This window comes from Saccharopolyspora kobensis, assembly GCF_900108315.1.
Classification (GTDB): Bacteria; Actinomycetota; Actinomycetes; order Mycobacteriales; family Pseudonocardiaceae; genus Saccharopolyspora; species Saccharopolyspora kobensis.
This window is the reverse complement of record NZ_FNVB01000010.1, coordinates 234,466-258,348: the sequence shown is the minus strand read 5'-3', so window position 1 is coordinate 258,348 and position 23,883 is coordinate 234,466. Positions and strand designations below refer to the sequence as shown.

Below are 23,883 nucleotides of genomic sequence, written 5' to 3'. Positions count from 1 at the left end.
TGCGGAGATCTTGCCAACCCGCGGCCACCGGGGTGGGAAGCCCCACCTCACCAGGGCTGACGTACGCTGAGTAACCGTGCTCGTCATTGCGCTGGACACCTCGACCCCTGCGGTCACCGCCGGGCTGGTCGCGCTGGACGACGGTGGGCCCCGATCGCTCGCCGAACGCGTCACGATCAACCCGCGCGCCCACGGAGAGCTGCTGATGCCGCAGCTCCTCGACGTCATGACCGAAGCCGGACACGAGCTGGCCGACGCCGATGCGATCGTCGTCGGCGCCGGGCCCGGCCCGTTCACCGGCCTGCGCGTCGGCATGGTCACCGCTGCGGCGCTCGGCCAGGCGTGCGGCCGCCCGGTGCACCCGGTGTGCAGCCTCGACGCGATCGCCGCGCAGGCCGACGTCACCGGGCAGCTGCTGGTCGCCACCGATGCGCGCCGCAAGGAGGCCTACTGGGCCGCCTACTCCGGGCGGACCCGGATCGACGGCCCGCACGTGCAGCGGCCCGCCGACGTGCCGACCGAGGGCTGCACCGCAGCGGCCGGAGAGCTGGCCGAGGCCTTCGACCTGCCCGTCGTCGAGCCGCGCTACCCCACGCCGGTGGGGCTGGTCGCGGCGGCGCAGGACGTGCTGGGCACCGAACCGGCTCCGCTGGTGCCGCTCTACCTGCGGCGACCGGACGCGGAGCTGCCGAGCAAGCGGAAGTCCGTGCTGACCAGGGGTGCGAAGTGACCACCACTGCGCTGGAGGTGCTCAAGCTCCGCCGCGCCGACCTGAAGCGCTGCGCGGAGCTGGAGCAGGTGCTCTTCCCCGGCGACGACCCGTGGTCGTGGGAGGCGTTCGCCTCCGAGCTCGACCAGGGCCACCACTACGTCGGGGCCTACCTCGACGGGCGGCTGATCGGCTACGCCGGGCTGGCCGTGGTCGGCCGCGCGCCGCACGCCGAGGCCGAGGTGCACACCATCGGCGTCGAGCCCGGTCACCAGGGCACCGGCGTGGGCAAGGCGCTGCTGCGGGCGCTGCTGGCGCGGGCCGACGAGCAGCGGGCGACGACGTTCCTGGAAGTGCGCACCGACAACGAACCCGCGATCGCGATGTACCGCAAGCACGGCTTCGAGATCGTCGGCCTGCGCAAGCGCTACTACCAGCCGTCCGGGGCCGACGCGCACACCATGCGCCGGCCCGCGGCGGGAACGGAGACCGGGGAATGACTGCGGACCGGGTGGTGCTCGGCATCGAGAGCTCCTGCGACGAGACCGGCGTCGGCCTGGTGCGGCTGGCCACGGACGGCACCGTCGAGCTGCTGGCCGACGCGGTGGCCTCCAGCGTCGACGAGCACGCCCGCTACGGCGGCGTGGTGCCGGAGATCGCCAGCCGCGCGCACCTCGCGGCGATGGCGCCGACGATGCGCCGCGCGCTGGACGAATCCGGCCTCGAACTGTCCGATGTGGACGCCATCGCGGTGACCGCGGGGCCGGGCCTGGCGGGCGCGCTGATGGTCGGCGTCGCCGCAGCCAAGGCCTACGCCTCCGCGCTGGGCGTGCCGCTGTACGGCGTCAACCACCTCGGCGGGCACGTCGCCGTGGACACCCTGGAGCACGGCCCGCTGCCGGACCGCTGCTTGGCGATGCTGGTCTCCGGCGGGCACTCCCAGCTGCTGCTGGTGGAGGGCATCGCCGAGAAGATCACCGAGGTCGGCACCACCATCGACGACGCGGCGGGCGAGGCCTACGACAAGGTCGCCCGCATCCTCGACCTGCCCTACCCCGGCGGGCCGCCGATCGACAAGCAGGCCAAGCTCGGCAACCCGAAGGCGATCGCGTTCCCGCGCGGCCTCACCGGCCCGCGCGACGCGAAGTACGACTTCTCCTTCTCCGGCCTGAAGACGGCGGTGGCCCGCTGGGTGGAGACCGAGCAGCGCGAAGGCCGGGAGATCCCGGTCCCGGACGTGTGCGCCTCGTTCCAGGAAGCGGTGGCCGACGTGCTGACCGCGAAGGCGGTCCGCGCGGCGCGCGACCTGGACGTGGACACGCTGGTGATCTCCGGTGGTGTGGCGGCGAACTCCCGACTGTCGGAGCTCGCGGCGCAGCGCTGCGCGGAGGCGGGCATCGCGCTCCGGGTTCCGCGCCCGCGCCTGTGCACCGACAACGGGGCGATGATCGCGGCTCTGGGAGCGCACGTCCTGGCCTCGGGCGCGAAGCCCTCGCCCCTGGACATGCCCGCCAACCCGGGCTTGCCGGTCAGCACCATCGTCGTCCAGTGACCGTCCTGCACAATTTCAATGGAAATCAGACGTCCGATTTCCATTGAAATTGCGTGGATCCCGACACGCCGTCGGTGTGTCGGGTGCCCGACACGCCGACGACGCGCGCAACTTCAATTGAAATCAGCGGTTCAATTTCCATTGAAATTGCGCAGTTGCCGGGGGTGGAGGGCTGTGGCGGTGGTCAGCGGCTGTACCAGAAGGCCTTGACCGTGGCGAGGAACTCGCGGCGGACTCCGCGCGCCGCGACGCGCTCGAGGCGCCAGTCCGCCGCTGCGTGGTGGCCGACGCCGTGGGCGTCCACGCCGAGGCGGCGGCACATCGCCACCGCCCGGCGGAGGTGGAAGTCCGTGCTGATCACCGTCAGCTCGCGCAGGCCGAATTCGCCCGCCGCCCGCACGCAGGAGCGCCAAGTGTCCACACCGGACTCGTCGAGCACGATCGCATCGGCCGGAACGCCGTGCGACACGAGGTGGTGGCGCATCACCACGGGCTCGCTGAAGCCGCGCGATTCGGGGCTGCCGCTGACGATGATCCGCCGGATCTTCCCGGCGTCGTAGAGGTCCCTGGCCACGTTCAGCCGCCCCTGCAGGATCAGGCTCGGCGTGCCGTCCCAGCGCACCCCGGCGCCGAGCACCAGGCCGACCTCGGTCTCCGGCACGTCGGACGCCGAGCGGATGCGCCGCGCGCTGCGCGCGAACGCCCACGCCGAGGGCACTCCCGTCACCACACCGATGCCGACCAGTCCCGCCAGCCCAACCCACACTCCGCGCACCAGCCAAGTGTGCCATCGCGGTCGACCCCGATCACCGCGCACGAGCACCCCGTGGCGGCCGGGCGCAAGATCGCCCTTCCGCACGCGTGCGGGGCGCCGATCTCGCGCGAGATCGCCAGCAAGGGCGCCGGACCCGGCGGGACCGGCGCCCCGAGGCCTCACACCGGGTTCAGCGCCGGCTTGCCGTCCTCGACCACGAAGGACTTCGCGGTCTCGGCCGGGGCGTCCTTCTCGGACACCTTGGTCAGCACGCGGTAGTCCGCGCGCAGCTCGGCCGCGGTGAACTTGGTCCGCACGTAGCCCCGCCGGTTGGCGTAGAACTTCACGTGCGGGTTCTCCTTGAGCACGTCCTCGTTGCCGTCGTCGTTGCCATCGCCACCGCTGGTCACCGAGGTCGTCACGAACTCGGTGCCGACGGCGGGGGAGTCCGGCTCGTCGTGGGTGCGCTTGATCTCCGCGGCCCAGTGCCGGTGCACGTCGCCGGTGAGCACCACGCCGTTGCGGACGGCGCTGTCGGCCATCGCGTCGGCGATCCGGTCGCGGTTGGCGACGTAACCGTCCCAGGAGTCCATGCTGTACTTCTCCTCGTCGCCGATCCCGCGGTCGAGCCTGGAGAAGAACACCTGCTGGCCGAGCACGTCCCAGCGCGCGGTGGTGTCGCGGAACCCGTCGAGGAGCCACTTCTCCTGCTCGGCGCCGGTGATCGACCGGTCCGGGTCCTCACGGTCGGTGCAGCCGGACTGCCAGCCGTCGCCGCAGGCCTGGTCGTCGCGGTACTGGCGGGTGTCGAGCATGTGGAAGTTGACCAGCGAACCCCACCGGAGGCGCCGGTAGAGCTGGAGGTCGGTGCCCGACGGCTTGGCGGTGCTGCGCAGCGGCATGTTCTCGTAGTAGGCCTGGAACGCCACCTTGCGCCGGTCCAGGAACCCGTCGTCGGGCTTCTCCGGCACCTCGTCGGCCCAGTTGTTCTCGACCTCGTGGTCGTCCCACACCACCACCCACGGCGCGGTGGCGTGCGCCAGCTGCAGGTCGGGGTCGGTCTTGTACTGGCCGTGCCGCTGCCGGTAGTTGGCCAGGGTCCGGGTTTCCGGCCCCAGCACCTCGCGCACGTCCTCGGCCTTGGCCGGGTACTCGTACTGGTAGTCGCCGAGGTGCAGGATCAGGTGCGGGTCGTCCTCGGCCATCCGGCGGTAGGCGGTGAAGTAGCCCTCGCCGTAGTGCGCGCAGGAGGCGAAGCACATGGTCAGCTCGTCGAGCGCGTCCGGCGCCGGTGCGGTCCTGGTGCGGCCCACCGGCGAGATCTCGCCCTCGGCGCGGAAGCGGTAGAAGTACTCCGCGCCGGGCCGCAGCCCCTCCAGCTCGACGTGCACGCTGTGCCCGAGCTCCGGAGCGGCCTGCGCCTCACCGCTCTGCACGATCTTGCTGAACTGCTCGTCCTCGGCGACTTCCCACTGCACCGGCACGACCTTGTCGGGCATGCCGCCCAGGCCGTCGTCGGCGGTCGGCTTCGGCGCGAGGCGGGTCCACAGCACGACGCCGTCGGGCAGCGGATCGCCGGAGGCGATGCCGAGGGTGAACGGATCGGCGAGTCGCCGGACGCCGGCTCCGGGCATGGCCAGCGCGTTGGCCAGCGCGGATCCGCCGAGCGCGGTGGCCCCGAGCGCGGCCGCACCGCCGAGGAGAACGGCGCGTCGGCTGACCCGCCTGGATAACGGGACGGGGGATTCGGTCATCGCAAGCCCTCCAGTTCGTTCCGGTCGAACGCCGGAAACTACCGGAATGAGGGCCGATCCAGGTGAATTCCTGACGAACTCGCCACCGGTTCGGCCACCCGGCTCAACGCCGGTTGCGAGTTCTGCGCTGCCCGGTCAGCTGGTGGCAGCGCCTGCCGGGGCCGCGTGTTGGCGGGCGCACGAGTTGTGCCCAGAGCCGAAGCCCTGGGCACAGGAGTCGGGTTCGTCATCGGGGGTCTGGGTGAACGTCGTCGGTGCGGGTCGGGGCAGTGGTCCGGTTCACTTCGGGCGCCAACCGGCCCGAGTCGGCGGACCAGGCGGGCCGGGCGGGCGCGCGGGTCGGGGACGTCGTTCCCACGGCCGGTTCGCTGGCTTGGAGAGGGCTGGCATGCCAGGCAACATAGGGCACCGAACGTCACATCCGTGCACTGCCTCCGGTATTGGTGACTTATCCCGCATGCCGATCTACCTGCGAAGATCACGCAGAGCTGATCACTTGTCACAACATCCCTGGTGGGCGGCGCCGGAGGCCGCCGCGGTCGCGGTGCGAAGCTGATCGACCACGTTGCGTGCACGCTCGGCGGGCGCCTGAAACACTCCTGCGATCGGGGGATGCGGGTGGTTGTTGAGCGTTGGCACTCTCATCGGTAGAGTGCTAGCAGAACGGCGCCGCAGCGCCCCGGCACCCGCGACGGCGGGGAGCCACGGAGCCGTCTTAACCCAGACAACGCTTCGAAGGCCCCAGAAGGTGGAGGTCACACCGTGGCGAGCATCAAGCCGCTTGAGGACAAGATCGTCGTCCAGGCGAGCGAGGCCGAGACGACGACTGCGTCCGGCATCGTGATCCCGGACACCGCCAAGGAAAAGCCCCAGGAGGGCAAGGTTCTGGCCGTCGGCCCGGGTCGCGTCGACGACAAGGGGAACCGCATCCCGGTGGATGTCAAGGAGGGTGACGTCGTCATCTACTCCAAGTACGGCGGCACCGAGGTCAAGTACAACGGCGAGGAGTACCTGATCCTCTCCGCCCGCGACGTGCTGGCCGTCGTCAACTGACGCACCACGCGTGAAGCATTGCCGCCCCGGCGGTCCCGACCGCGGGACCCCGGGGCGGACCCATGTCCGGGGGTGCGAGGACTGTCGCTGGACTCGTCTCGCGCAGCGGTGCGGGGAGCGGAACCCCCACGGCTTCCTCGACTGCGGGATCCCTCCTGACGTGTGCCCAGCACGCGGCGCGCTGAGAACCCGCGGCGGTGCCGGTCGTGCGCGCGGGCTGAGCGGCTGCGCCGCTCGGAAGGCAGAACCAAGACCCCCCTTTAGATCAGATCAGGCACCTGTGAAGGGCTGTTGCAACCATGGCTAAGCAGATCACCTTCGACGAGCAGGCCCGGCGCGCGCTGGAGAGCGGCGTCAACCAGCTCGCCGACGCGGTCAAGGTCACCCTCGGACCGCGCGGCCGGCACGTCGTGCTGGACAAGCAGTTCGGCGGGCCGCAGGTCACCAACGACGGCGTGACCATCGCTCGCGAGATCGAGCTGAGCGACCCGTTCGAGAACCTCGGCGCCCAGCTCGCCAAGAACGTGGCGACCAAGACCAACGACGTCGCGGGCGACGGCACCACCACCGCCACCGTGCTGGCCCAGTCGCTGGTCCGCGAGGGCCTGCGGAACCTGGCCGCCGGCGCGAACCCGGCGGCGCTGAACAAGGGCGTGCAGGCGGCCACCGACGCCGTGGTGGAGGCCCTCAAGGCCAAGGCCACCCCGGTCAAGGGCCGCGACAACATCGCCCAGATCGCCACCGTCTCCTCCCGCGACGAGGCCATCGGCGCGCTGATCGGCGAGGCGATGGAGAAGGTCGGCGAGGACGGCGTGATCAGCATCGAGGAGTCCTCGACGCTGGCCACCGAGCTGGAGATCACCGAGGGCCTGCAGTTCGACAAGGGCTTCATCTCCCCGCACTTCGTCACCGACGCCGAGCGCCAGGAGGTCGTCCAGGAGGACGCCCAGATCCTGCTGCACCGGGAGAAGATCTCCGGCCTGCAGGACCTGCTGCCGCTGCTGGAGAAGATCGCGCAGAACGGCAAGCCGCTGCTGATCATCGCCGAGGACGTCGAGGGCGAGGCGCTGTCCACCCTGGCCGTCAACGCGATCCGCAAGACCCTCAAGGTCGTCGCGGTCAAGGCCCCGTTCTTCGGCGACCGCCGCAAGGCGTTCCTGGACGACCTGGCGGTCGCCACCGGCGCCCAGGTCATCGCGCCGGAGGTCGGGCTGAAGCTGTCCGAGGCCGGTCCGGAGGTGCTGGGCTCGGCTCGCCGGGTCACCGTGACCAAGGACACCACGACCATCGTGGACGGCCGCGGCACCGCCGAGGCCCTCAAGGAGCGCGTGGACCAGATCCGCAAGGAGATCGAGGCCACCGACTCCGACTGGGACCGCGAGAAGCTGCAGGAGCGCCTGGCCAAGCTGGGCGGCGGCGTCGCGGTGATCAAGGTCGGCGCGGCCACCGAGACCGAGCTCAAGGAGCGCAAGTCCCGCATCGAGGACGCGGTCGCCGCTGCGAAGGCCGCGGCCGAGGAGGGCAGCGTGCCCGGCGGCGGGTCGAGCCTGATCCACGCCGCCAAGGTGCTCTCCGACGACCTCGGCCTCTCCGGTGACGAGGCCACCGGTGTGCAGCTGGTGCGCCGCGCGCTGGAGGCGCCGCTGTACTGGATCGCCGCCAACGCGGGCCAGGAAGGCGCCGTCGTGGTGTCCAAGGTCCGCGACCTGGACTGGGGCTCGGGCTACAACGCCGCCACCGACGAGTTCGGCGACCTGGTCCAGGCGGGCATCGTGGACCCGCTGAAGGTGACCCGCTCCGCGGTCGCCAACGCGGCCTCCATCGCCCGCATGGTGATCACGACCGAGAGCGCGGTCGTCGAGAAGCCCGAGGAAGAGGCCGCCGAGGCCGGTCACGGCCACGGCCACGGGCACGGCCACTGAAGTTCCATCCGGCGGCTTGACCGCTGACAACTGAGCACGACGAGATCGGGGCGGTACCCAGCAGGGGTGCCGCCCCGATCTCGTTCTCGCCTGCCCGGAGCCGAATGACGCCCCTCGTGGTCATTCGACTCCGGCGACCGGGGCGCTGGGCGCCTCGATCAGCACAAGCGGGTCAGCTGGCCGCGACCGCCAGCTGCTGGCGCTTGCGCGCCTTGATGATCACTTCTCGTTCCGACTCCGACAGCCCGCCCCAGATGCCGTACGGCTCCTGCACCGCCAGCGCGTGGGCGCGGCATTGGGCGATCACCGGGCAGTGCTGGCACACCTCTTTTGCCTTCGCCTCGCGCCGAGCTCGCGCCGGACCCCGCTCGCCGTCCGGATGAAAGAAGTACGCGCTGTCCATGCCTCGACAGGAGCCTCGTATCTGCCAATCCCAGATATCGGCGTTCGGTCCTGGAAGACGTCGAGTGTCTGCCATTGCGACAACCACCTCCCACCGGTGGATCCCCTCCCCTGCTGCGACGGGCCCGCCGCAGCCTCGCATGATCCAACCGTAGAACCGCGCCAAAACTTGTTCAACCCTTATCGCGCCAAAACTTGTTCATCATTGGAGTGATCTTTTCGGGAGACGTGATCGTTTGCGTGACCGGCTTGCTCTGCGCGGGCGGGAACCGGAATATGTCCCGCGTGACGACGCGGCCGGAACCTGCACCCGGGGAGGACACCCCTGTCCCGATCGACGAATCGGGGCGACCGGGCACCTCGGAAGGTGCTGAGCCGGGCGGGGACGACGAGCCGCGGCTCAGCGTCGCGGCGGTGGCCCGCCGCCTCGGTGTGGCGCCCGCGACCCTGCGCACCTGGGACCGCCGCTACGGGCTGGGCCCCAGCGACCACACCAGCGGTCGGCACCGCCGCTACGGGCCGGCCGACATCGCGCGCCTCGAGCAGATGCAGCGCGCCCTGCTGCGCGGCGCCTCGCCGATGGAGGCCGCCAGGTACGCGCGCACCGTCGCCGCGCCGCCGCCGCAGCGCTCCCCGGAGGTCGCCGAGCAGCCGGAGGAGAACGGTGACGGTCCCGTCCTGCTGTCCGGTGTGCTGGACGGCGGGGACGACATCAAGCTGGTCAGCGGCTCCAACACCGGCGGTCGCGGCCTCAAGCTCACCGGCGCGGGCCCCGAGGCGCGCGGGCTCGGGCGGGCGGCGCTGGCGCTGGACTCCTGGTCGGTGCAGCGGCTGCTGATCGAGGCGATGGACTCCGACGGCGTCGTGGCCGTGTGGCAGGGCATGCTGCAGCCCGTCCTGCGCGCGGTGAGCGAGCGCCGCCAGCGCTCCGGCTCCGGCGTCGAGGTCCTCCAGCTGCTCGTCGACTGCGCTTCGACGGCGCTGCGCTCGGTGATCGCGAACGCTCCGGCCCCGCTCAACCCGCGTCCGGTGGTGCTCGCCCCGGTGCCCGGCGAGGCGCAGGAGCTCGAACTCGTGGCGCTCGCCGCCGCGCTGGCCGCCAACCGCGTCGGGCACCGCCTGTTCGGCGCCGCGCTGCCCCGGGAGGGCCTGGCGGCCGCGGTCCGGCGCTCCGCGCCCGCCGCGGTCGTGCTGTGGGCCGACCAGCCGCACTACGCCGCCCCGCGGGTGCTGGAGGACATCCCGATCACGCGGCAGCGGGCTCGGGCCTTCGTGGCCGGTGCCGGGTGGTCGCCCGAGGCGCTGCCCGCGCACGCGGAGCTGCTCGGCTCGTTGGAGACCGCTGTGGCGCGTGTTTCGGAGACCGTCCTGGGCTGACCTGAGCCCAGTGTGACCTAACTCACAACGATCGTGTGAGGCTGCGTTGCCGGGTTCGTGCGGACGGGCGAAATCGCGGCCACAACGAGCCGCAATCGGGTGAATACTGCAGGTATGACGGGTGATGGGTGACTGCACGGGGTAGTTGCCCGCCTCCTTGCTCCGTTCCGGTGAACGGCGCTCGGATGGGGTAGCCGCGAAATTTCTTGACGGATTAAGCACCGGATCGTGTCAAGGTTTTGGCCCCTGCGTCCGATAGGGGAGGTGGAACGTCACCCGCCTGCAGGAAAGGAGTTCCCGTGACGACGGTCCTGATCTGCGATGACCGGCGTAGCGTCCGGGAAGGGCTCACTCGTGTGATGTCAGCTGTCCCCGGAGTGAGCCGGATCGATTGCGTCGCCCACGGCGACGAGCTGTTGGCCCGCTTCTCGCGGCAAGCCGTGGACGTCGTGCTGGTCGGCACCCAGCGCGCTGTCCCGAACGGCGTGGAAGCCACCAGACGGCTCGTGTCCGCCCATCCACAAGCGAACGTGATCGTCTTCGGCGCCCCCGACGACGCGGCCAGCATCGCTGCCGCCATCGCCGGTGGTGCCCGCGGTTACCTCCGCTGGGACGCCTCGCGACCGGAACTGGTCGCGGCGCTGGCGCACACCCTCGCGAGCACCTCGGTGCCCGCTCCCCGACAGCCGTCCGACCCCGGTGTGCAGCTCACGGAGCGCGAGCTCCAGGTGCTGCGGGGCATGAGCCAGGGCAAGAGCAACGGCCAGATCGGCCGCGAGCTCTACCTCTCGGAGGACACCGTCAAGACCCACGCGCGCCGGCTGTTCCGCAAGCTCGGCGTCCGCGACCGGGCGCAGGCCGTGGCGCACGGTTTCCGCCGCGGTCTCGTCGCTTGATCCGCCACCGGCGGCCGACGGGGCTGCCGACCCTGCGCGAGCTGACGTTACGAAAGTGAGTGTGGCTCGCGTCACCGCCCGGATGTCCGGAACCGCGCCCGGAAGGGCGGCGTGACGCGAGCCATAGTCTTGTCGGAAGTCGGGGGATAACGGCCGAAGCGGTATTCGGCGGCAAAACGGCGATACGCCCCGAAATGCCACCTCGGCCCCTCTCGCGATTGCTCCACGACCGGCGTCCCTTTCCGGGCAAGATCGCGATGACCAGGTGAAACGCCGCCCGGTTCGGCGTCTGGTAGATGTGGATGCGTGACTACGCCCGCCCCTGATCCCGAGTCCCTGTTCAACGAGCGCCCAACGGCCGGTACGGTGAGCGCGGCGCGGCGTGCGGTGCACGCGATGTTCGCCGGGCAAATCCGAGTCGCTTGAACGCGTAACACCAGGGCTGCTGTCTGCGATGACCAACGTGGGGGACGGGCTGGACGCTCTTGTAAGCGCCGCCGTCGACGGCGATCGTCAGTCGATCGAGCGCTTGCTGGCCGAAATCCGTCCTTTGGTGGTGCGGTACTGCCGCGCCAGAGTCGGACGAAACGAGAGGTCGTTCGCTTCGGCGGACGACGTGGCCCAAGAGGTGTGCCTCGCGGTGCTGACCGCGTTGCCCTCCTACAAGGACCAGGGTCGTCCGTTCCTGGCGTTCGTGTACGGCATCGCCGCGCACAAGGTGGCTGATGCGCACCGGGCGTTGGCCCGCAACCGCTCCGAACCCGTGGCGGACGTTCCGGATACCCCGGAGTCCGAAGCCGGTCCGGAGCAGCGGGCGATGCAAGGTGAGCTCTCGGGCAGGATGGCGCAACTACTTCGCGTCCTCCCGGCGAAGCAGCGGGAAATCCTGCTTCTCCGGGTGGTCGTCGGGTTGTCGGCGGAGGAAACCGCCGAAGCGGTCGGTTCTACGCCGGGCGCGGTACGCGTGGCACAACACCGCGCGTTGGCCCGGCTGCGAAAGACGCTGTCCGCGGAGGAGGTGGTCTGAATGGCTGAGCGGAAGGGGCCCGAGGGGGAGCGGGAAGGACGCGACCCGGTCGAGTCCGGCCAGCAGGAAGACCGTTCGACCCGGGCGGACGGGCGGGACGTGGTGCCCGCGGCGGAGCCCGCAGACGAGGGAACGGAACTGAGCGAAAACCGTCGGGATTCCGACTCGGACGAGTCCGAAAACACCCGAAGCGACGCCGATTCGGACGGCGCCGCGGTGCTCGCCTTCCGGTCGCGGCCGGAAGACCGGGACAGTGCCGACGACTCCGGCGAGCTGGTCGACCACGACGACTTGGACGAGCCGATCGACCTGGCCGCGCTGCAGGACGACGACGCGCTGCTGGACGCGCTCGGCGGCACCAACCCGGACGTGGCGGTGCCCGCGGCCGGCGAACGTCCCAGCTTGGAAGCACTGCTGGTGGCCTGGCGGCAGGACGTCGACTCCTCGCCGATCGGTGATCTGGTCGACGTCGAGACCGCGGCGGTCGCGATCTCCTCGGGAGCGCGCCCGCGCCGCTGGCTCAAGCGGCGGCACCTGGTGCCGGTCGCGACCGCGGCAGCCGTGCTGATGATCGGCTTCACCGGGGTCGGTGTCGCTGCTCGCGATGCCCAGCCCGGCGACATGCTGTGGGGCGTCGCGCAGGTGCTCTACTCCGACCACACCCGTGCGGTGCAGGCGGCGAGCTCGGCGCGCGAAGACCTCGACACGGCGGAAAGCGCGATAGAGCGCGGCAACCGCCCGGCGGCGCAGGCTGCGCTGGAGGCGGCGCAGCAGCAGATGCGCGTCATCGACGACGAGCACGGCCTGTCCGACCTGCAGGCCGCGCACGCTTCGCTGACCAGGCGGATCGACCAGGGCGACCAGCCCAGCAGCAACGAGTCGACGCCGCAGACCACCCCGCCGACCTCGACGCCGTCGCCGTCGCAGCCCTCGGAGCTGCCGGAACCGACGGACAGCTCGTCGATCCCGCCGACCTCGTCCACCCCGACGGAGACGACGACCTCGCCCAGCGAGACCAGCGGCAGCTCGGAGAACCCGTCGAGCAGCTGGGGCGGCCTGATCCCGAACAACAGCAGCGGCACCAGCCACCCCTGACCGGACGCTGAAAAAGGGGCTCCCGCGCGGGAGCCCCTTTTTCGTTCAACCCAGCCATCGCCAGGGCGGCGCCAGCCGCATGCGCACAGCCCAACCCCGCGGCGAGTTCTCAGAGGTCGCCCGGCGAGGACGGCCCTTGGTCATGCAGGAGAACGGGATCCCGCGGTCGGGCGGGTTCGGCTACTCGCACCGCCGCGCAGACCAGACACCGGAACCGCCACCGATCAGCGGGTGGTTTCGCTCTCCGTGACGCCGTCGGCGTAGCCGCGGCAGTACTCCCAGGTCACGTACTCGCTGGGGTTGGGATCGAAGGCCGGCTCGTGCGGTCGCATGCGACCGTCGTGCAGCAGCTGCTCCAGGCTGGCCCGCAGCAGCTCCCAGTCGTGGTAGTGGCACTCGCCGCAGTCGGCGCAGTCCACCACGATGCCGCGGATGCCGCGGGGTTCGAGCAACGCCTGGTAGACCGCGAGGTCGGTCAGATCGGCGAGCAGCTCGGCGCGTTCCTCGTCACCGAGTGGCGGGCCGTCGGCGTCGTCGTGATCGCCGAGTGCCATGCTCGGATCTTCCGGGTCGCCCGCGAACGGGTCTGGGGGCATCGGATCGTGCGGCACGGCCCGCACGGTACCGGCTGCGTCGACCTCGTGGGGCTCTCGGGGCGGTCTTGTCCACCGCTGTCCGGTGGCGGGGTGGCGTGGCGCACGCCTGCCAGGACGCGACAACCGGCCGCTGACCTGTGGTCTCTATCATTGGGGGAATCCCCGAAGCCGATGCCGCGTTACCAGACGTAACCGTCGACGACGCGATCGCCGGGGAACGAGCCAGCCGCATCCTCCGTGTGTGGACCGTAGCGTGAAGGAAGGCACATCCCTCGCCATGACCAGCGAACTCACCGCACCCGGCCTCCCATCGAAGTTCGCGACGCTGGGGCTGACCTTCGATGACGTGCTCCTGCTGCCGGACGAGTCCGACGTCATCCCGAGCGGCGTCGACACCTCCACGCAGCTCTCCCGCAACATCCGGCTGCGCGTTCCGCTGCTGTCGGCCGCGATGGACACCGTGACCGAGGCGCGGATGGCGATCGCGATGGCCCGCCAGGGCGGCGTCGGCATCCTGCAGCGCAACCTCTCGGTGGAGGAGCAGGCGTCCCAGGTCGAGGTGGTCAAGCGCTCCGAGGCGGGCATGGTCACCGACCCGGTGACGTGTTCGCCGGACGACACGCTCGCCGAGGTGGACGCGCTGTGCGCCCGCTTCCGCATCTCCGGTGTTCCGGTGACCGACCCGGACGGCACGCTGGTCGGCATCATCACCAACCGCGACATGCGCTTCGAGGTCGACTTCACGCGCCGCGTGCGCGAGGTGATGACGCCGGCGCCGCTGATCACCGCGCAGGTCGGCGTCACCGCGGAGGCCGCGCTCGGGCTGCTGCGCCGCAACAAGATCGAGAAGCTGCCGATCGTGGACGGCGCGGACAAGCTGCGCGGCCTGATCACCGTCAAGGACTTCGTCAAGACCGAGCAGTACCCGAGCGCCACCAAGGACCCGGACGGCCGGCTGCTGTGCGGCGCCGCGGTCGGCGTCGGCGCGGACTCGCACGAGCGCGCGATGGCGCTGGTCGACGCCGGCGTGGACGTGCTGATCGTGGACACCGCGCACGGCCACTCCCGCGCGGTGCTGGAGACCGTCGGCACGCTGAAGAAGGAACTGGGCAACTCGGTCGACGTGATCGGCGGCAACGTGGCGACCCGCGCGGGCGCGCAGGCGCTGATCGACGCCGGGGCCGACGCGGTCAAGGTCGGCGTCGGGCCGGGCTCCATCTGCACCACCCGCGTGGTCGCCGGGGTCGGCGTGCCGCAGATCAGCGCGATCTACGAGGCGAGCATGGCCTGCCGGCCCGCCGGTGTGCCGATCATCGGCGACGGCGGCATCCAGTACTCCGGGGACATCGGCAAGGCGATCGCCGCCGGTGCCAGCTCGGTGATGCTGGGCAGCCTGCTGGCGGGCACCGCCGAGGCGCCGGGTGAGCTGGTGCTGGTCAACGGCAAGCAGTTCAAGGTCTACCGGGGCATGGGCTCGCTGGGCGCGATGCAGTCGCGCGGCCAGGGCAAGTCCTACTCGAAGGACCGCTACTTCCAGGACGACGTGCTCTCCGAGGACAAGCTGGTGCCGGAGGGCATCGAGGGCCGGGTGCCGTTCCGCGGCCCGCTGTCGCAGGTCGTCGCCCAGCTGGTCGGCGGTCTCCGCTCGGGCATGGGCTACACCGGCTCGACGACGATCCCGGAGCTGCAGGACGCGAAGCTGGTGCGGATCACCGCGGCCGGCCTCAAGGAGAGCCACCCGCACGACATCACGATGACGGTCGAGGCGCCGAACTACACCGGCCGCTGACCGGCCACCGACCGGCCGCCGCGCTCCCGAGCGCGGCGGCCGCGTCGCGTCCGGGCGGTGTGCTCGGGCGATCACGGAGCGCTAGGTGCCCCCGCTGCGCGTCACTCGGGTGTCGTAGAGAGAATGTCGTGTTGGACAGCGGTGCCACGAGGAGGGACTGACCGTGCGGGATCAGGTTGAGATCGGCATGGGCCGCACGGCGATGCGCGGCTACGACTTGGACGACGTGGCGATCGTGCCGTCCCGGCGCACCCGCTCCTCCAAGGACGTGTCGCTGGCGTGGCAGATCGACGCGTACCGCTTCGACATCCCGCTGGTGACGCACCCGACCGACGCGATCGTCTCGCCCGCCACGGCGGTGCGCATCGGCGAGCTCGGCGGCCTGGGCGTGCTCAACGCCGAGGGGCTGTGGGCGCGGCACGAGAACGTCGAGCAGAAGCTGTTCGACGTGGTGCGCGCCGCGGAGGAGGACAGCGACCCGGAGGCGGCCATCCGCCTGCTGCAGGAGCTGCACTCCGCGCCGATCCGGCACGACCTGCTCGCCGCTTCGCTGAAGCAGATCAAGGACTCCGGCGTCACCGTCGCCGCGCGGGTCAGCCCGCAGCACGCCGAGGAGCTGACCCCGGACCTGCTCGCGGCCGGTGTGGAGGTGCTGGTCGTGCAGGGCACGATCATCTCCGCCGAGCACGTGGCGCGGGACGGCGAGCCGCTGAACCTCAAGCGCTTCATCGCCGAGCTCGACGTGCCGGTGATCGCCGGTGGTGTCGGTGACTACCGCACCGCGATGCACCTGATGCGCACCGGCGCGGCGGGTGTGATCGTCGGCTTCGGCCAGTCCCGCTCGACGACGACCACCCAGGTCCTGGGCATCGGCGTGCCGATGGCGACGGCGATCGCCGACGCGGCCGCGGCGCGGCGCGACTACCTGGACGAGACCGGCGGCCGGTACGTGCACGTGATCGCCGACGGCGCGCTGGGCTACTCCGGCGACATCGCGAAGGCGATCGCCTGCGGTGCGGACGCGGTGATGCTGGGCGAGGCGCTGACCGAGGCCACGGAGTCCCCGGCGCAGGGCTACTACTGGACCGCGGCCGCTGCGCACCCGAGCCTGCCGCGCAGCGAGATCACCGGCTTCGCCGGTTCGGACGCGGACCTGGAGAAGCTGCTGTTCGGCCCGAGCAGCGACCCGTACGGCACGCTGAACCTCTTCGGCGGTCTCCGCCGCGCGATGGCCAAGACGGGCTACCGCGACCTGAAGGAGTTCCAGAAGGTCGGCCTCACCCTCCGCGGCTGAGCCCGCCCGCGAACTGCGCGAAACCCCGGTCCCGCTGCGGGACCGGGGTTTTCGGTTCCCAGGCGATGAGGAACGGTTTCCGCTGTTCAGGTCCCGTGAGCGTTTTGTGGTGCTATAGGCCCCCAAAGCGCTCACGGGACTTGCGCAGGCCGAGCGTCGCGGGTGTCCCGCGCAATGGGCTCCGCACCTTCGGGGGCTAGCTACTGGCGAGTAATTACGTCTAGTCTGTCGCGCATGGCTGGACGTGACGGGGCGCACCGTGATGACACCGATTTCGACGTCGTCGTGATCGGGTCCGGATTCGGCGGCAGCGTGGCCGCGCTGCGGTTGACGGAGAAGGGCTACCGGGTGGCCGTGCTGGAAGCCGGTCGCCGGTTCACCGACGACGAGCTGCCGAAGACCTCCTGGGACCTGCGGAAGTTCCTGTGGGCGCCGCAGCTCGGCTGCTACGGCGTGCAGCGGATCCACCTGCTGCAGAACGTGCTGATCCTGGCGGGCGCCGGGGTCGGCGGCGGATCGCTGAACTACGCGAACACCCTGTACCGGCCGCTCAAGCCGTTCTACAACGACCCGCAGTGGGCGCACATCACGGACTGGGAGTCCGAACTCGCGCCGTACTACGACCAGGCGACGCGGATGCTCGGCGTGGTGGACAACCCGAGCACCACGCCCTCGGACGTGGTGCTGCGGAAGGTCGCCGGGCAGATGGGCGCCGAGAGCACCTTCCACACCACGCCGGTCGGCGTGTACTTCGGCACGGCGGGAAAGACCGACTCCGACCCGTTCTTCGGCGGCGCCGGCCCCGCTCGCACCGGCTGCACCGAGTGCGGCGCGTGCATGACCGGCTGCCGCGTCGGCGCGAAGAACACGCTGGTGAAGAACTACCTGTACCTGGCCGAAGCCGGTGGCGCGAAGGTGTTCCCGCTGACCACCGTCGACCGGCTGGCGCAGGGCGCCGACGGCCGGTGGCGGATCGGCACGTCGCGCACCGGCGCGAAGTGGAACCGCCGCCCGCGCATCTTCCGGGCCGATCAGGTGGTGGTGGCCGCGGGCACCTGGGGCACGCAGAACCTCCTGCACCGCAGCAGGGAACGCGGCGACCTGCCCCGGCTGTCCGGCCGCCTCGGCCGTCTCACCCGCACCAACTCCGAGTCGATCATCGGCGCGCAGATGCCGAAGGTCGACCCGGAGCAGGACTTCTCCAGCGGCGTGGCGATCACCTCCTCGTTCCACCCGGACGAGAACACCCACATCGAGCCGTGCCGCTACACCAAGGGCGCGAACGCGATGGGCCTGCTGCAGACCCTGCCGACCAAGGGCGGCACCCCGGAACCGCGGCTGCGGCAGTGGTTCCGCTACCTGCGCGAGCACCCGCTGAACGCGCTGCGCCTGCTGTCGGTGAAGGACTGGAGCCAGCGCACCGTGATCCTGCTGGTCATGCAGAGCCTCGACAACTCGCTGACCACCAAGCTGCGCAAGCGGTTCGGGCGCACGCGGCTGACCTCCGAGCAGGGCCACGGCGCGCCCAACCCGACCTACATCCGGGCCGGGGAGCAGGCCAACGAGCTGGTCGCGGAGGAGATCGGCGGCATCGCGGGCGGCACCTGGGGCGAGCTGTTCGACATCCCGATGACCGCGCACTTCCTGGGCGGCTGCGCGATCGGGGAGGACGCCGAGCACGGTGTGATCGACCCGTACCACCGGGCGCACGGCTACCCGACGATGTCCATCGTGGACGGTTCCGCGGTGAGCGCGAACCTGGGCGTGAACCCGTCGCTGACCATCACCGCCCAGGCCGAGCGGGCGTTCGCGATGTGGCCGAACAAGGGCGAGACCGACACCCGCCCGGACCAGCGCGAGGCCTACCGCCGGGTGGCGCCGGTCGAGCCGAAGTCCCCGGCGGTCCCGGCCAGCGCCCCGGCGGCGCTGCGCCTGCCGATCGTCTGAAGGCTGCGGCGCCGGATCGCCAGCACTGCCACCAGGACGGCCATGGCCAGCCAGCCCGGCCACGCGGTCAGCCCGGTGGTGAGCGGGTGCGGCGGGTGGTCGGCGTCGGCCAGGACCCACGGCAGCTGCACGACCGCGGTGCTGACCGCGGTGTGCGCGACGACCGCCGGGATCACCGACGCCGACCTGGTGCGGAGCCAGGCGAAGATCGGCACCACCAGCACGCAGGTGACCAGGAAGGCGCCGATCGCCACCGGCCAGGACGTGCCCGGGTACTGGCCGCCCAGCAGCAACGTGGGGACGTGCCAGAGCGCGAACACGAAACCGGTGACCAGCACGGCGAAAACCGGCCCGCGCGGGCGCAGGCGCGGGAACAGGTAGCCCTGCCAGCCGAGTTCTTCGCCGAAGAACAGCGGCAGCGAGATCAGCATCTGCACCAGCAGCGAACCGGCCCACACCGCCAGCGCGGCGAGCGGAACGCCCTGCTGCCCGGTGGTGTCCGGGGCGAACTGGCGGCGGAACCCGGAGAAGTCGGCGAGATCCGGGTGGTAGGTGCCCGTGGCGGTGCCGATCCCGAGCGCCAGCAGCGTCAGCACCAGCGGGCAGGCCAGCGCCAGCAGGCAGTCGAGCGCGGTGCGCCGGTTCCAGGTCAGCCCGAGCGTCGTGCGGACGGGCGTTGCGCGTTCCCACCGGCGCAGCACGATGAACGCCGCGAGCGCGGGCGTGAGCATCGCCGCGCTGATGCAGATCTGCTCCAGGGCGCCCAAGCCGATGTCACTGCTGGTGCGCTGGAAACCGCTGATCAGCAACGGCAGCATGGCGACCCACATCCCCGCCCAAGCGAGCGCGGTGAAGGCCAGCACGGGTCGTACTGCGATCTTCGTTCTCACCCCGGTGAAGCTAGGCGGGCGCGGGCGCGGGCGGGATGGCGTCGGCACCCGGGCGAAAGGTGTCGCTGACACCACCGCGCGCGTGCGGCGACTTCGGCAAGATCGTGAGCGCGACGCCCCGAGGACGTGGGGCACCGGGAGGAGTGGCGACGATGGATTTGCGTTCTGCAGTGCGCGGGTTGGGAGTTCTGCTCCTCTCGCTGGCGACCGGGTTGCCCGCTCTCGTCGCCCTGCCGCTCGTCGTGGTGAACTGCCTGCTCGTCGTGCTGGGCGTCGGGATCTTCGTGCTGCCCGCCGCCGCGGCGGGCTTGCACCGCTGGACGGAGTGGGAGCGGCGGCGGGCCGGGCGACATCTCGGCGTCCAGGTCGACCCGATCGGCTCGGCGACCGGGTTCAAGCAGGTCCTCCGCTCGCCGGTGACCCGGCGGGACCTGCGCTGGCTGGTGGTGCACGCGCTGTTCGGCGTGGTCGTGGGACTGCTCGGGCTGGTCGCGACGATCGGCGTGCCTTCGGCGCTGGTGTCGCTCGCGCTCTGGCCGTTCATCCCCGACATCAGCTTGCTCGGGGTGCACCCGTCCGGATGGGGAAACGCGATCGTGCTGGCAGCCGGTCAGATCGTGCTGGCAGGCGCGTTGTTCGCGTGGGGCGTGCCGCCGCTGGCGCGGGCGCAGGCCCGGGTCTCGCTGCGGCTGCTGACCCCGCCCGAGTCGGAGATCGAGGCGCAGCGCCTCGCGGAGCGGGTCGACGAGCTCGCCGAGACCAGGGCCGGTGCGCTGGAGGCGCACGGTGCGGAACTGCGGCGCATCGAACGGGATCTCCACGACGGCACGCAGGCCCAGCTGGTCTCGATCGCGCTGCGGTTGGGGATCGCGGAGAAGGCCGCCGCCGAAGATCCGGAGACCGCGCTGCGGCTGGTGCGCGAGGCCCGCGGCGGCGCCGAGGAAGCCATGGCCGGGCTGCGCGACGTCGTGCGGACGCTCTACCCGCCGATCCTCGCCGACCGCGGGCTGGCCGGGGCGGTGTCCGCGCTCGGCGCGCGCTGCGCGGTGACCACCGAGGTCTCCGTCGGTGATCTCGGCGAGGTGCCCGCAGCGGTCGAGGCCGCCGCCTACTTCGTGGTCGCCGAGTCGCTCACCAACGTCGCGAAGCACTCCGGTGCTGAGCGCGCCACGGTCGTGCTGACCAGGGAGGCCGGCGAGCTGAGGGTCGAGGTCGGCGACGACGGCGCGGGTGGTGCGACGGAGGGGCGCGGCACCGGGCTGACCGGCATCCGGCAGCGGGTCGCCGCGCTGGACGGCCGCACCTCGGTGCACAGCCCGGCAGGCGGGCCGACCCGGATCGAGGTGGCCCTGCCGTGCGGGTTCTGATCGTCGAGGACAACGTCATCCTCGCCGAGGGCCTGAAGCTGCTGCTGGCCGCGGCCGAGATCGAGGTGGCCGGAGTGCACGCCGAAGCCGCGTCGTTCCTCGAAGCGGTGGTGGCGGACCCGCCGGACATCGCGGTGGTGGACGTCCGGCTGCCGCCCTCGTTCCGAGACGAGGGCGTGCGAGCCGCGCTGCGCGCCCGCGAACTGCACCCGGAGCTGCCGGTGCTGCTGTTCTCGCAGTACGTCGAGGAGACCTACGCGCGCGAGCTGCTCTCCGACGGCCGCGGCGCCGTGGGCTACCTGCTGAAGGACCGCGTGTCGCGGGTGGACGAATTCGTCGACTCGCTGCGCCGGATCGCGGCCGGGGCCACGGTGATGGATCCCGAGGTCGTCTCGCAGCTGATGACCCGCCGCCGCGACCCGCTGGCCGCGCTGACGCCCCGCGAGCGCGAGGTCCTCGCGCTGATGGCGGCTGGTTACGCCAACGGTGAGATCGCCCAGCGCCTGGTGGTCACCGAGCGCGCGGTGCTCAAGCACGTGGGCAACATCTTCGCCAAACTGGACCTGCCGGTCGGCGATTCCGGGCACCGCCGGGTGCTGGCGGTTCTGGCGCACCTGGGCAGCTGAGGGCTCATCGGGTGCTTGTGTTGCGTGAGTGGTCGCTTGGCGGAACCTGAGCGGTTCCCCGGACTGCGGGTGCTCTCCTGTGTGTGGACGGAGGGTCTGTCCTCGCCAGGAAACCACTCGGAACCCGCGGCCGGTCACCCTGCATGCGCGCTCGAAGCGGCTGCCGCCGCTGGCACAAGCGCGGACGGCTCCGCTGACAGCTCTGCCGGGGCCGATGCCGCTGTGGCATCGGTTACCTGGGACAATGGCCGCAGCTCACCGGTTCATGCTAGGAGGTCGCGGCGACGTGTCCGGTTCCGCAAGCAACAGCGCCCAGGGGCCTGTTCTCGTTGTCGACTACGGCGCTCAGTACGCGCAGCTGATCGCGCGTCGGGTGCGGGAGGCGCAGGTCTACTCCGAGGTCGTCCCGCACGACACCCCGGTCGAGGAGATCCAGCGTCGCAACCCCGCCGCCGTGGTCCTGTCCGGCGGCCCGTCCAGCGTCTACGCCGACGGTGCGCCGCAGGTCGACCCGGCGCTGTTCAGCGCGGGCGTGCCGGTCTTCGGCATCTGCTACGGCTTCCAGGCGATGACCTCGGCCCTCGGCGGCACGGTGGAGCACACCGGCACCCGCGAGTACGGCCGCACCGAGCTGGAGGTCAGCGGCGACGGCGGCACGATGCACGCCGAGATGCCCGGCCACCACCCGGTGTGGATGAGCCACGGCGACTCGGTGAGCAAGGCCCCGGAGGGCTTCACCGTCACGGCCTCCACCAAGGACACCCCGGTCGCGGCGTTCGAGAGCGTCGAGCGGCAGCTGGCCGGCGTCCAGTACCACCCCGAGGTGGTGCACTCGCCGCACGGCCAGGAGGTGCTGCGCCGCTTCCTGCACGACATCGCCAAGGTCCGCCCGCAGTGGACCACCTCCTCCATCGTCGACGACACGGTCGCGGCGATCCGCGAGCAGATCGGCGACCGCCGCGCGATCTGCGCGCTGTCCGGCGGGGTGGACTCCGCGGTGGCCGCCGCGCTGGTGCAGCGCGCCATCGGCGACCAGCTGACCTGCGTGTTCGTCGACCACGGCCTGCTGCGCTCCGGTGAGCGCGCGCAGGTCGAGCGCGACTTCGTCGCGGCGACCGGCGTCCGGCTGGTCACCATCGACGCGGTGGACCGGTTCCTCGGCGCGCTGGCCGGGGTGACCGACCCGGAGGAGAAGCGCAAGATCATCGGCCGGGAGTTCATCCGGGTCTTCGAGCAGGCCGCCCGCGACCTGCAGACCGAGGCCGGCGAGGCCGGTGAGCAGATCGACTTCCTGGTGCAGGGCACCCTCTACCCGGACGTGGTCGAGTCCGGCGGCGGCTCCGGCGCGGCGAACATCAAGAGCCACCACAACGTCGGCGGGCTGCCCGACGACCTGCAGTTCGAGCTGGTCGAGCCGCTGCGCGCGCTGTTCAAGGACGAGGTGCGCCGGGTCGGCCTGGAGCTGGGCCTGCCGGAGACGATCGTGCACCGCCAGCCGTTCCCGGGCCCGGGCCTGGGCATCCGGATCATCGGCGAGGTCACCGCGGACCGCCTGGAGACGCTGCGCGCGGCGGACGCGATCGCCCGCGAGGAGCTGACCGCGGCGGGCCTGGACCGCGACATCTGGCAGTGCCCGGTGGTCCTGCTGGCCGACGTCCGCTCGGTCGGCGTCCAGGGCGACGGCCGCACCTACGGCCACCCGGTGGTCCTGCGCCCGGTCTCCAGCGAGGACGCGATGACGGCGGACTGGACCCGCCTGCCCTACGACGTCCTGGAGCGCATCTCCACCCGCATCACCAACGAGGTGGCCGAGGTCAACCGGGTGACCCTCGACGTGACCTCCAAGCCCCCGGGCACCATCGAGTGGGAGTGATCCCCGAGCGCTGAACGACGAAGGGCACCTCCCGCCGGGCGGGCGGAGGTGCCCTTCGTCGTTCGGTCAGGGCTGCTCGACGCGGACCCAGTCGATCAGGTAGCGCACCTCGCCGGTCGCGACCCGGTCCACAGTGGACTGCGGGAGGCCGAAGTACGGTTCGGTCACGCCGTTGACGCCGTTCGGGTAGGCGCCGCCGAGGGCGAAGTTCAGGATCAGGAACTGCGGGTCGTCGTAGGCCCAGGTCCAGCCCTTGCTCTGGATCTCGTCCTTGGTGACTCGGTAGGTCTCGGTGTCGTCGACGAAGAAGGCGATCCCGTCCGGCGTCCAGTCCGCGCGGTAGACGTGCCAGTCGGCCGGGTCCTTGCCCGCGAACTCCTGGCGCTTGGTGAACGGGGTGTCGCCGTGGTACTCGGGGCCGTGCAGCGCCGAGCTCGTCCACGGCTCGCCGACGTGCTCCATCACGTCGATCTCACCGCAGTCCGGCCACGGCTTGCCGTTGTCGATGTTCGCGCCCAGCGACCACCACGCAGGCCACAGCCCGCTGGCCGTCGCGTTCTCCGGGAGCTTCAGGCGCGCGGAGTAGCTGCCGTAGGTGAACTCGACCTTGTCCTGGGTCTTGACCCGGCCGGAGACGAAGTCGTAGGTCTGCCCGTCCGGGGCCTGCGTGCCCGGCTTGTACCGGGGGTGCAGCGCGAGCGCGCCGTTCTCCGCGCCGGTCGACGGGTCCTTCTCCACGTAGATCGTCTCGGGCGAGTCGACGTAGGCCTGCTGCTCCTGGTTGACGGTGCCGAAGTTCTCGCCGGTGACCTCGACCGTCCACTTGGAGCGGTCCAGCTCGGTGCCGGAGAAGTCGTCGAAGAACACCTCGGCGCGGGGTGCCGCGCCGGCCTGCACCAGCGGCACCGCGGTCAGCACCGCGAGCGCGGCGGCGGTCGCGAGCAACGTGTTCCGGGCCAT

General features: G+C 71.3%; 21 protein-coding genes. 15 read left to right on the top strand and 6 right to left on the bottom strand.

The features are described 5' to 3' along the window. Window positions 1-76 precede the first annotated feature (76 nt). Genes tsaB through tsaD form a run of 3 tightly spaced genes read left to right on the top strand, consistent with a single transcriptional unit; the run spans window position 77 to window position 2,261 of the window. Entirely contained in the window at window positions 77-730 is a 654-nt protein-coding gene (gene tsaB / locus C4T78_RS30515) for a tRNA (adenosine(37)-N6)-threonylcarbamoyltransferase complex dimerization subunit type 1 TsaB (RefSeq protein ID WP_093352416.1), read from the top strand. Window positions 731-741: 11 nt separating this feature from the next. Continuing rightward, a complete protein-coding gene (rimI, locus tag C4T78_RS30510; protein ID WP_093352891.1) occupies window positions 742-1,209 on the top strand; it encodes a ribosomal protein S18-alanine N-acetyltransferase in 468 nt (155 codons plus the stop codon). After that, window positions 1,206-2,261, top strand: a complete 1,056-nt coding sequence (gene tsaD, locus C4T78_RS30505) for a tRNA (adenosine(37)-N6)-threonylcarbamoyltransferase complex transferase subunit TsaD (protein WP_093352419.1) — start codon at window positions 1,206-1,208, stop codon at window positions 2,259-2,261. The genes rimI and tsaD overlap by 4 nt, the downstream gene beginning before the upstream one ends. Window positions 2,262-2,445: 184 nt before the next feature. Here tsaD and C4T78_RS30500 read toward each other — a convergent pair whose 3' ends face one another. Continuing rightward, complete coding sequence (locus C4T78_RS30500; RefSeq protein ID WP_093352421.1) at window positions 2,446-3,036, bottom strand: SanA/YdcF family protein; 591 nt, start codon at window positions 3,034-3,036, stop codon at window positions 2,446-2,448. 158 nt (window positions 3,037-3,194) lie between these two features. After that, on the bottom strand, window positions 3,195-4,769 hold the full coding sequence (locus tag C4T78_RS30495; protein ID WP_093352424.1) for an alkaline phosphatase D family protein: 1,575 nt from the start codon (window positions 4,767-4,769) through the stop codon (window positions 3,195-3,197). Between the two features lie 762 nt (window positions 4,770-5,531). Between C4T78_RS30495 and groES the strand changes: the two genes are divergently transcribed. Both groES and groL read left to right on the top strand, forming a co-directional pair. Next, window positions 5,532-5,822, top strand: coding sequence for a co-chaperone GroES (gene groES / locus C4T78_RS30490; RefSeq protein ID WP_010316109.1), 291 nt, complete (start codon window positions 5,532-5,534; stop codon window positions 5,820-5,822). 299 nt (window positions 5,823-6,121) lie between these two features. After that, entirely contained in the window at window positions 6,122-7,744 is a 1,623-nt protein-coding gene (gene groL / locus C4T78_RS30485; RefSeq protein WP_093352427.1) for a chaperonin GroEL, read from the top strand. Window positions 7,745-7,916: 172 nt separating this feature from the next. Here groL and C4T78_RS30480 read toward each other — a convergent pair whose 3' ends face one another. Then, on the bottom strand, window positions 7,917-8,222 hold the full coding sequence (locus C4T78_RS30480; protein WP_093155089.1) for a WhiB family transcriptional regulator: 306 nt from the start codon (window positions 8,220-8,222) through the stop codon (window positions 7,917-7,919). A 209-nt stretch (window positions 8,223-8,431) separates the two neighbouring features. Between C4T78_RS30480 and C4T78_RS30475 the strand changes: the two genes are divergently transcribed. From C4T78_RS30475 to C4T78_RS30460, 4 genes are all read left to right on the top strand, one after another. Further along, on the top strand, window positions 8,432-9,523 hold the full coding sequence (locus C4T78_RS30475) for a MerR family transcriptional regulator (protein WP_374703914.1): 1,092 nt from the start codon (window positions 8,432-8,434) through the stop codon (window positions 9,521-9,523). Between the two features lie 299 nt (window positions 9,524-9,822). Continuing rightward, window positions 9,823-10,419: a response regulator transcription factor gene (locus C4T78_RS30470; protein ID WP_029536209.1), complete on the top strand. Its 597-nt coding sequence runs from the start codon at window positions 9,823-9,825 to the stop codon at window positions 10,417-10,419. A 454-nt stretch (window positions 10,420-10,873) separates the two neighbouring features. Then, window positions 10,874-11,446 (top strand): sigma-70 family RNA polymerase sigma factor, encoded by a 573-nt coding sequence (locus C4T78_RS30465; protein WP_093155087.1) that lies wholly within the window; start codon window positions 10,874-10,876, stop codon window positions 11,444-11,446. Beyond that, complete coding sequence (locus C4T78_RS30460; RefSeq protein ID WP_093352431.1) at window positions 11,447-12,541, top strand: anti-sigma-D factor RsdA; 1,095 nt, start codon at window positions 11,447-11,449, stop codon at window positions 12,539-12,541. A gap of 224 nt (window positions 12,542-12,765) precedes the next feature. Here C4T78_RS30460 and C4T78_RS30455 read toward each other — a convergent pair whose 3' ends face one another. Beyond that, the gene (locus tag C4T78_RS30455) at window positions 12,766-13,161 is read right to left on the bottom strand and encodes a DUF5319 domain-containing protein (protein ID WP_170210508.1); all 396 of its coding nucleotides are present in this window, start codon (window positions 13,159-13,161) and stop codon (window positions 12,766-12,768) included. Between the two features lie 253 nt (window positions 13,162-13,414). On the opposite strand from C4T78_RS30455, the gene guaB reads away from it, so the two are divergent. From guaB to C4T78_RS30440, 3 genes are all read left to right on the top strand, one after another. Continuing rightward, on the top strand, window positions 13,415-14,926 hold the full coding sequence (gene guaB / locus C4T78_RS30450; RefSeq protein ID WP_093155084.1) for an IMP dehydrogenase: 1,512 nt from the start codon (window positions 13,415-13,417) through the stop codon (window positions 14,924-14,926). Window positions 14,927-15,089: 163 nt separating this feature from the next. Further along, window positions 15,090-16,220, top strand: coding sequence for a GuaB3 family IMP dehydrogenase-related protein (locus C4T78_RS30445; protein ID WP_093352434.1), 1,131 nt, complete (start codon window positions 15,090-15,092; stop codon window positions 16,218-16,220). Between the two features lie 234 nt (window positions 16,221-16,454). Beyond that, window positions 16,455-18,167 carry a GMC family oxidoreductase N-terminal domain-containing protein gene (locus C4T78_RS30440; protein WP_093352436.1) on the top strand — a complete coding sequence of 571 codons (1,713 nt, stop codon included), beginning with the start codon at window positions 16,455-16,457 and terminating at the stop codon, window positions 18,165-18,167. Here C4T78_RS30440 and C4T78_RS30435 read toward each other — a convergent pair. Next, entirely contained in the window at window positions 18,083-19,057 is a 975-nt protein-coding gene (locus C4T78_RS30435) for a CPBP family intramembrane glutamic endopeptidase (protein WP_235863525.1), read from the bottom strand. The two genes, C4T78_RS30440 and C4T78_RS30435, sit on opposite strands and share 85 nt — an antisense overlap. 152 nt (window positions 19,058-19,209) lie before the next feature. Between C4T78_RS30435 and C4T78_RS30430 the strand changes: the two genes are divergently transcribed. The 3 genes from C4T78_RS30430 to guaA all read left to right on the top strand — a co-directional run bounded on the left by C4T78_RS30430 (window position 19,210) and on the right by guaA (window position 22,923). Beyond that, window positions 19,210-20,424, top strand: coding sequence for a sensor histidine kinase (locus C4T78_RS30430; RefSeq protein ID WP_093352439.1), 1,215 nt, complete (start codon window positions 19,210-19,212; stop codon window positions 20,422-20,424). After that, entirely contained in the window at window positions 20,412-21,050 is a 639-nt protein-coding gene (locus tag C4T78_RS30425) for a response regulator (protein WP_093352441.1), read from the top strand. The genes C4T78_RS30430 and C4T78_RS30425 overlap by 13 nt, the downstream gene beginning before the upstream one ends. A 286-nt stretch (window positions 21,051-21,336) precedes the next feature. Then, window positions 21,337-22,923, top strand: coding sequence for a glutamine-hydrolyzing GMP synthase (guaA, locus tag C4T78_RS30420; protein ID WP_256258425.1), 1,587 nt, complete (start codon window positions 21,337-21,339; stop codon window positions 22,921-22,923). 66 nt (window positions 22,924-22,989) lie between these two features. Here the strand turns inward: guaA and C4T78_RS30415 are convergent, their stop codons facing one another. After that, a complete protein-coding gene (locus C4T78_RS30415) occupies window positions 22,990-23,883 on the bottom strand; it encodes a glycoside hydrolase family 16 protein (protein ID WP_093352443.1) in 894 nt (297 codons plus the stop codon).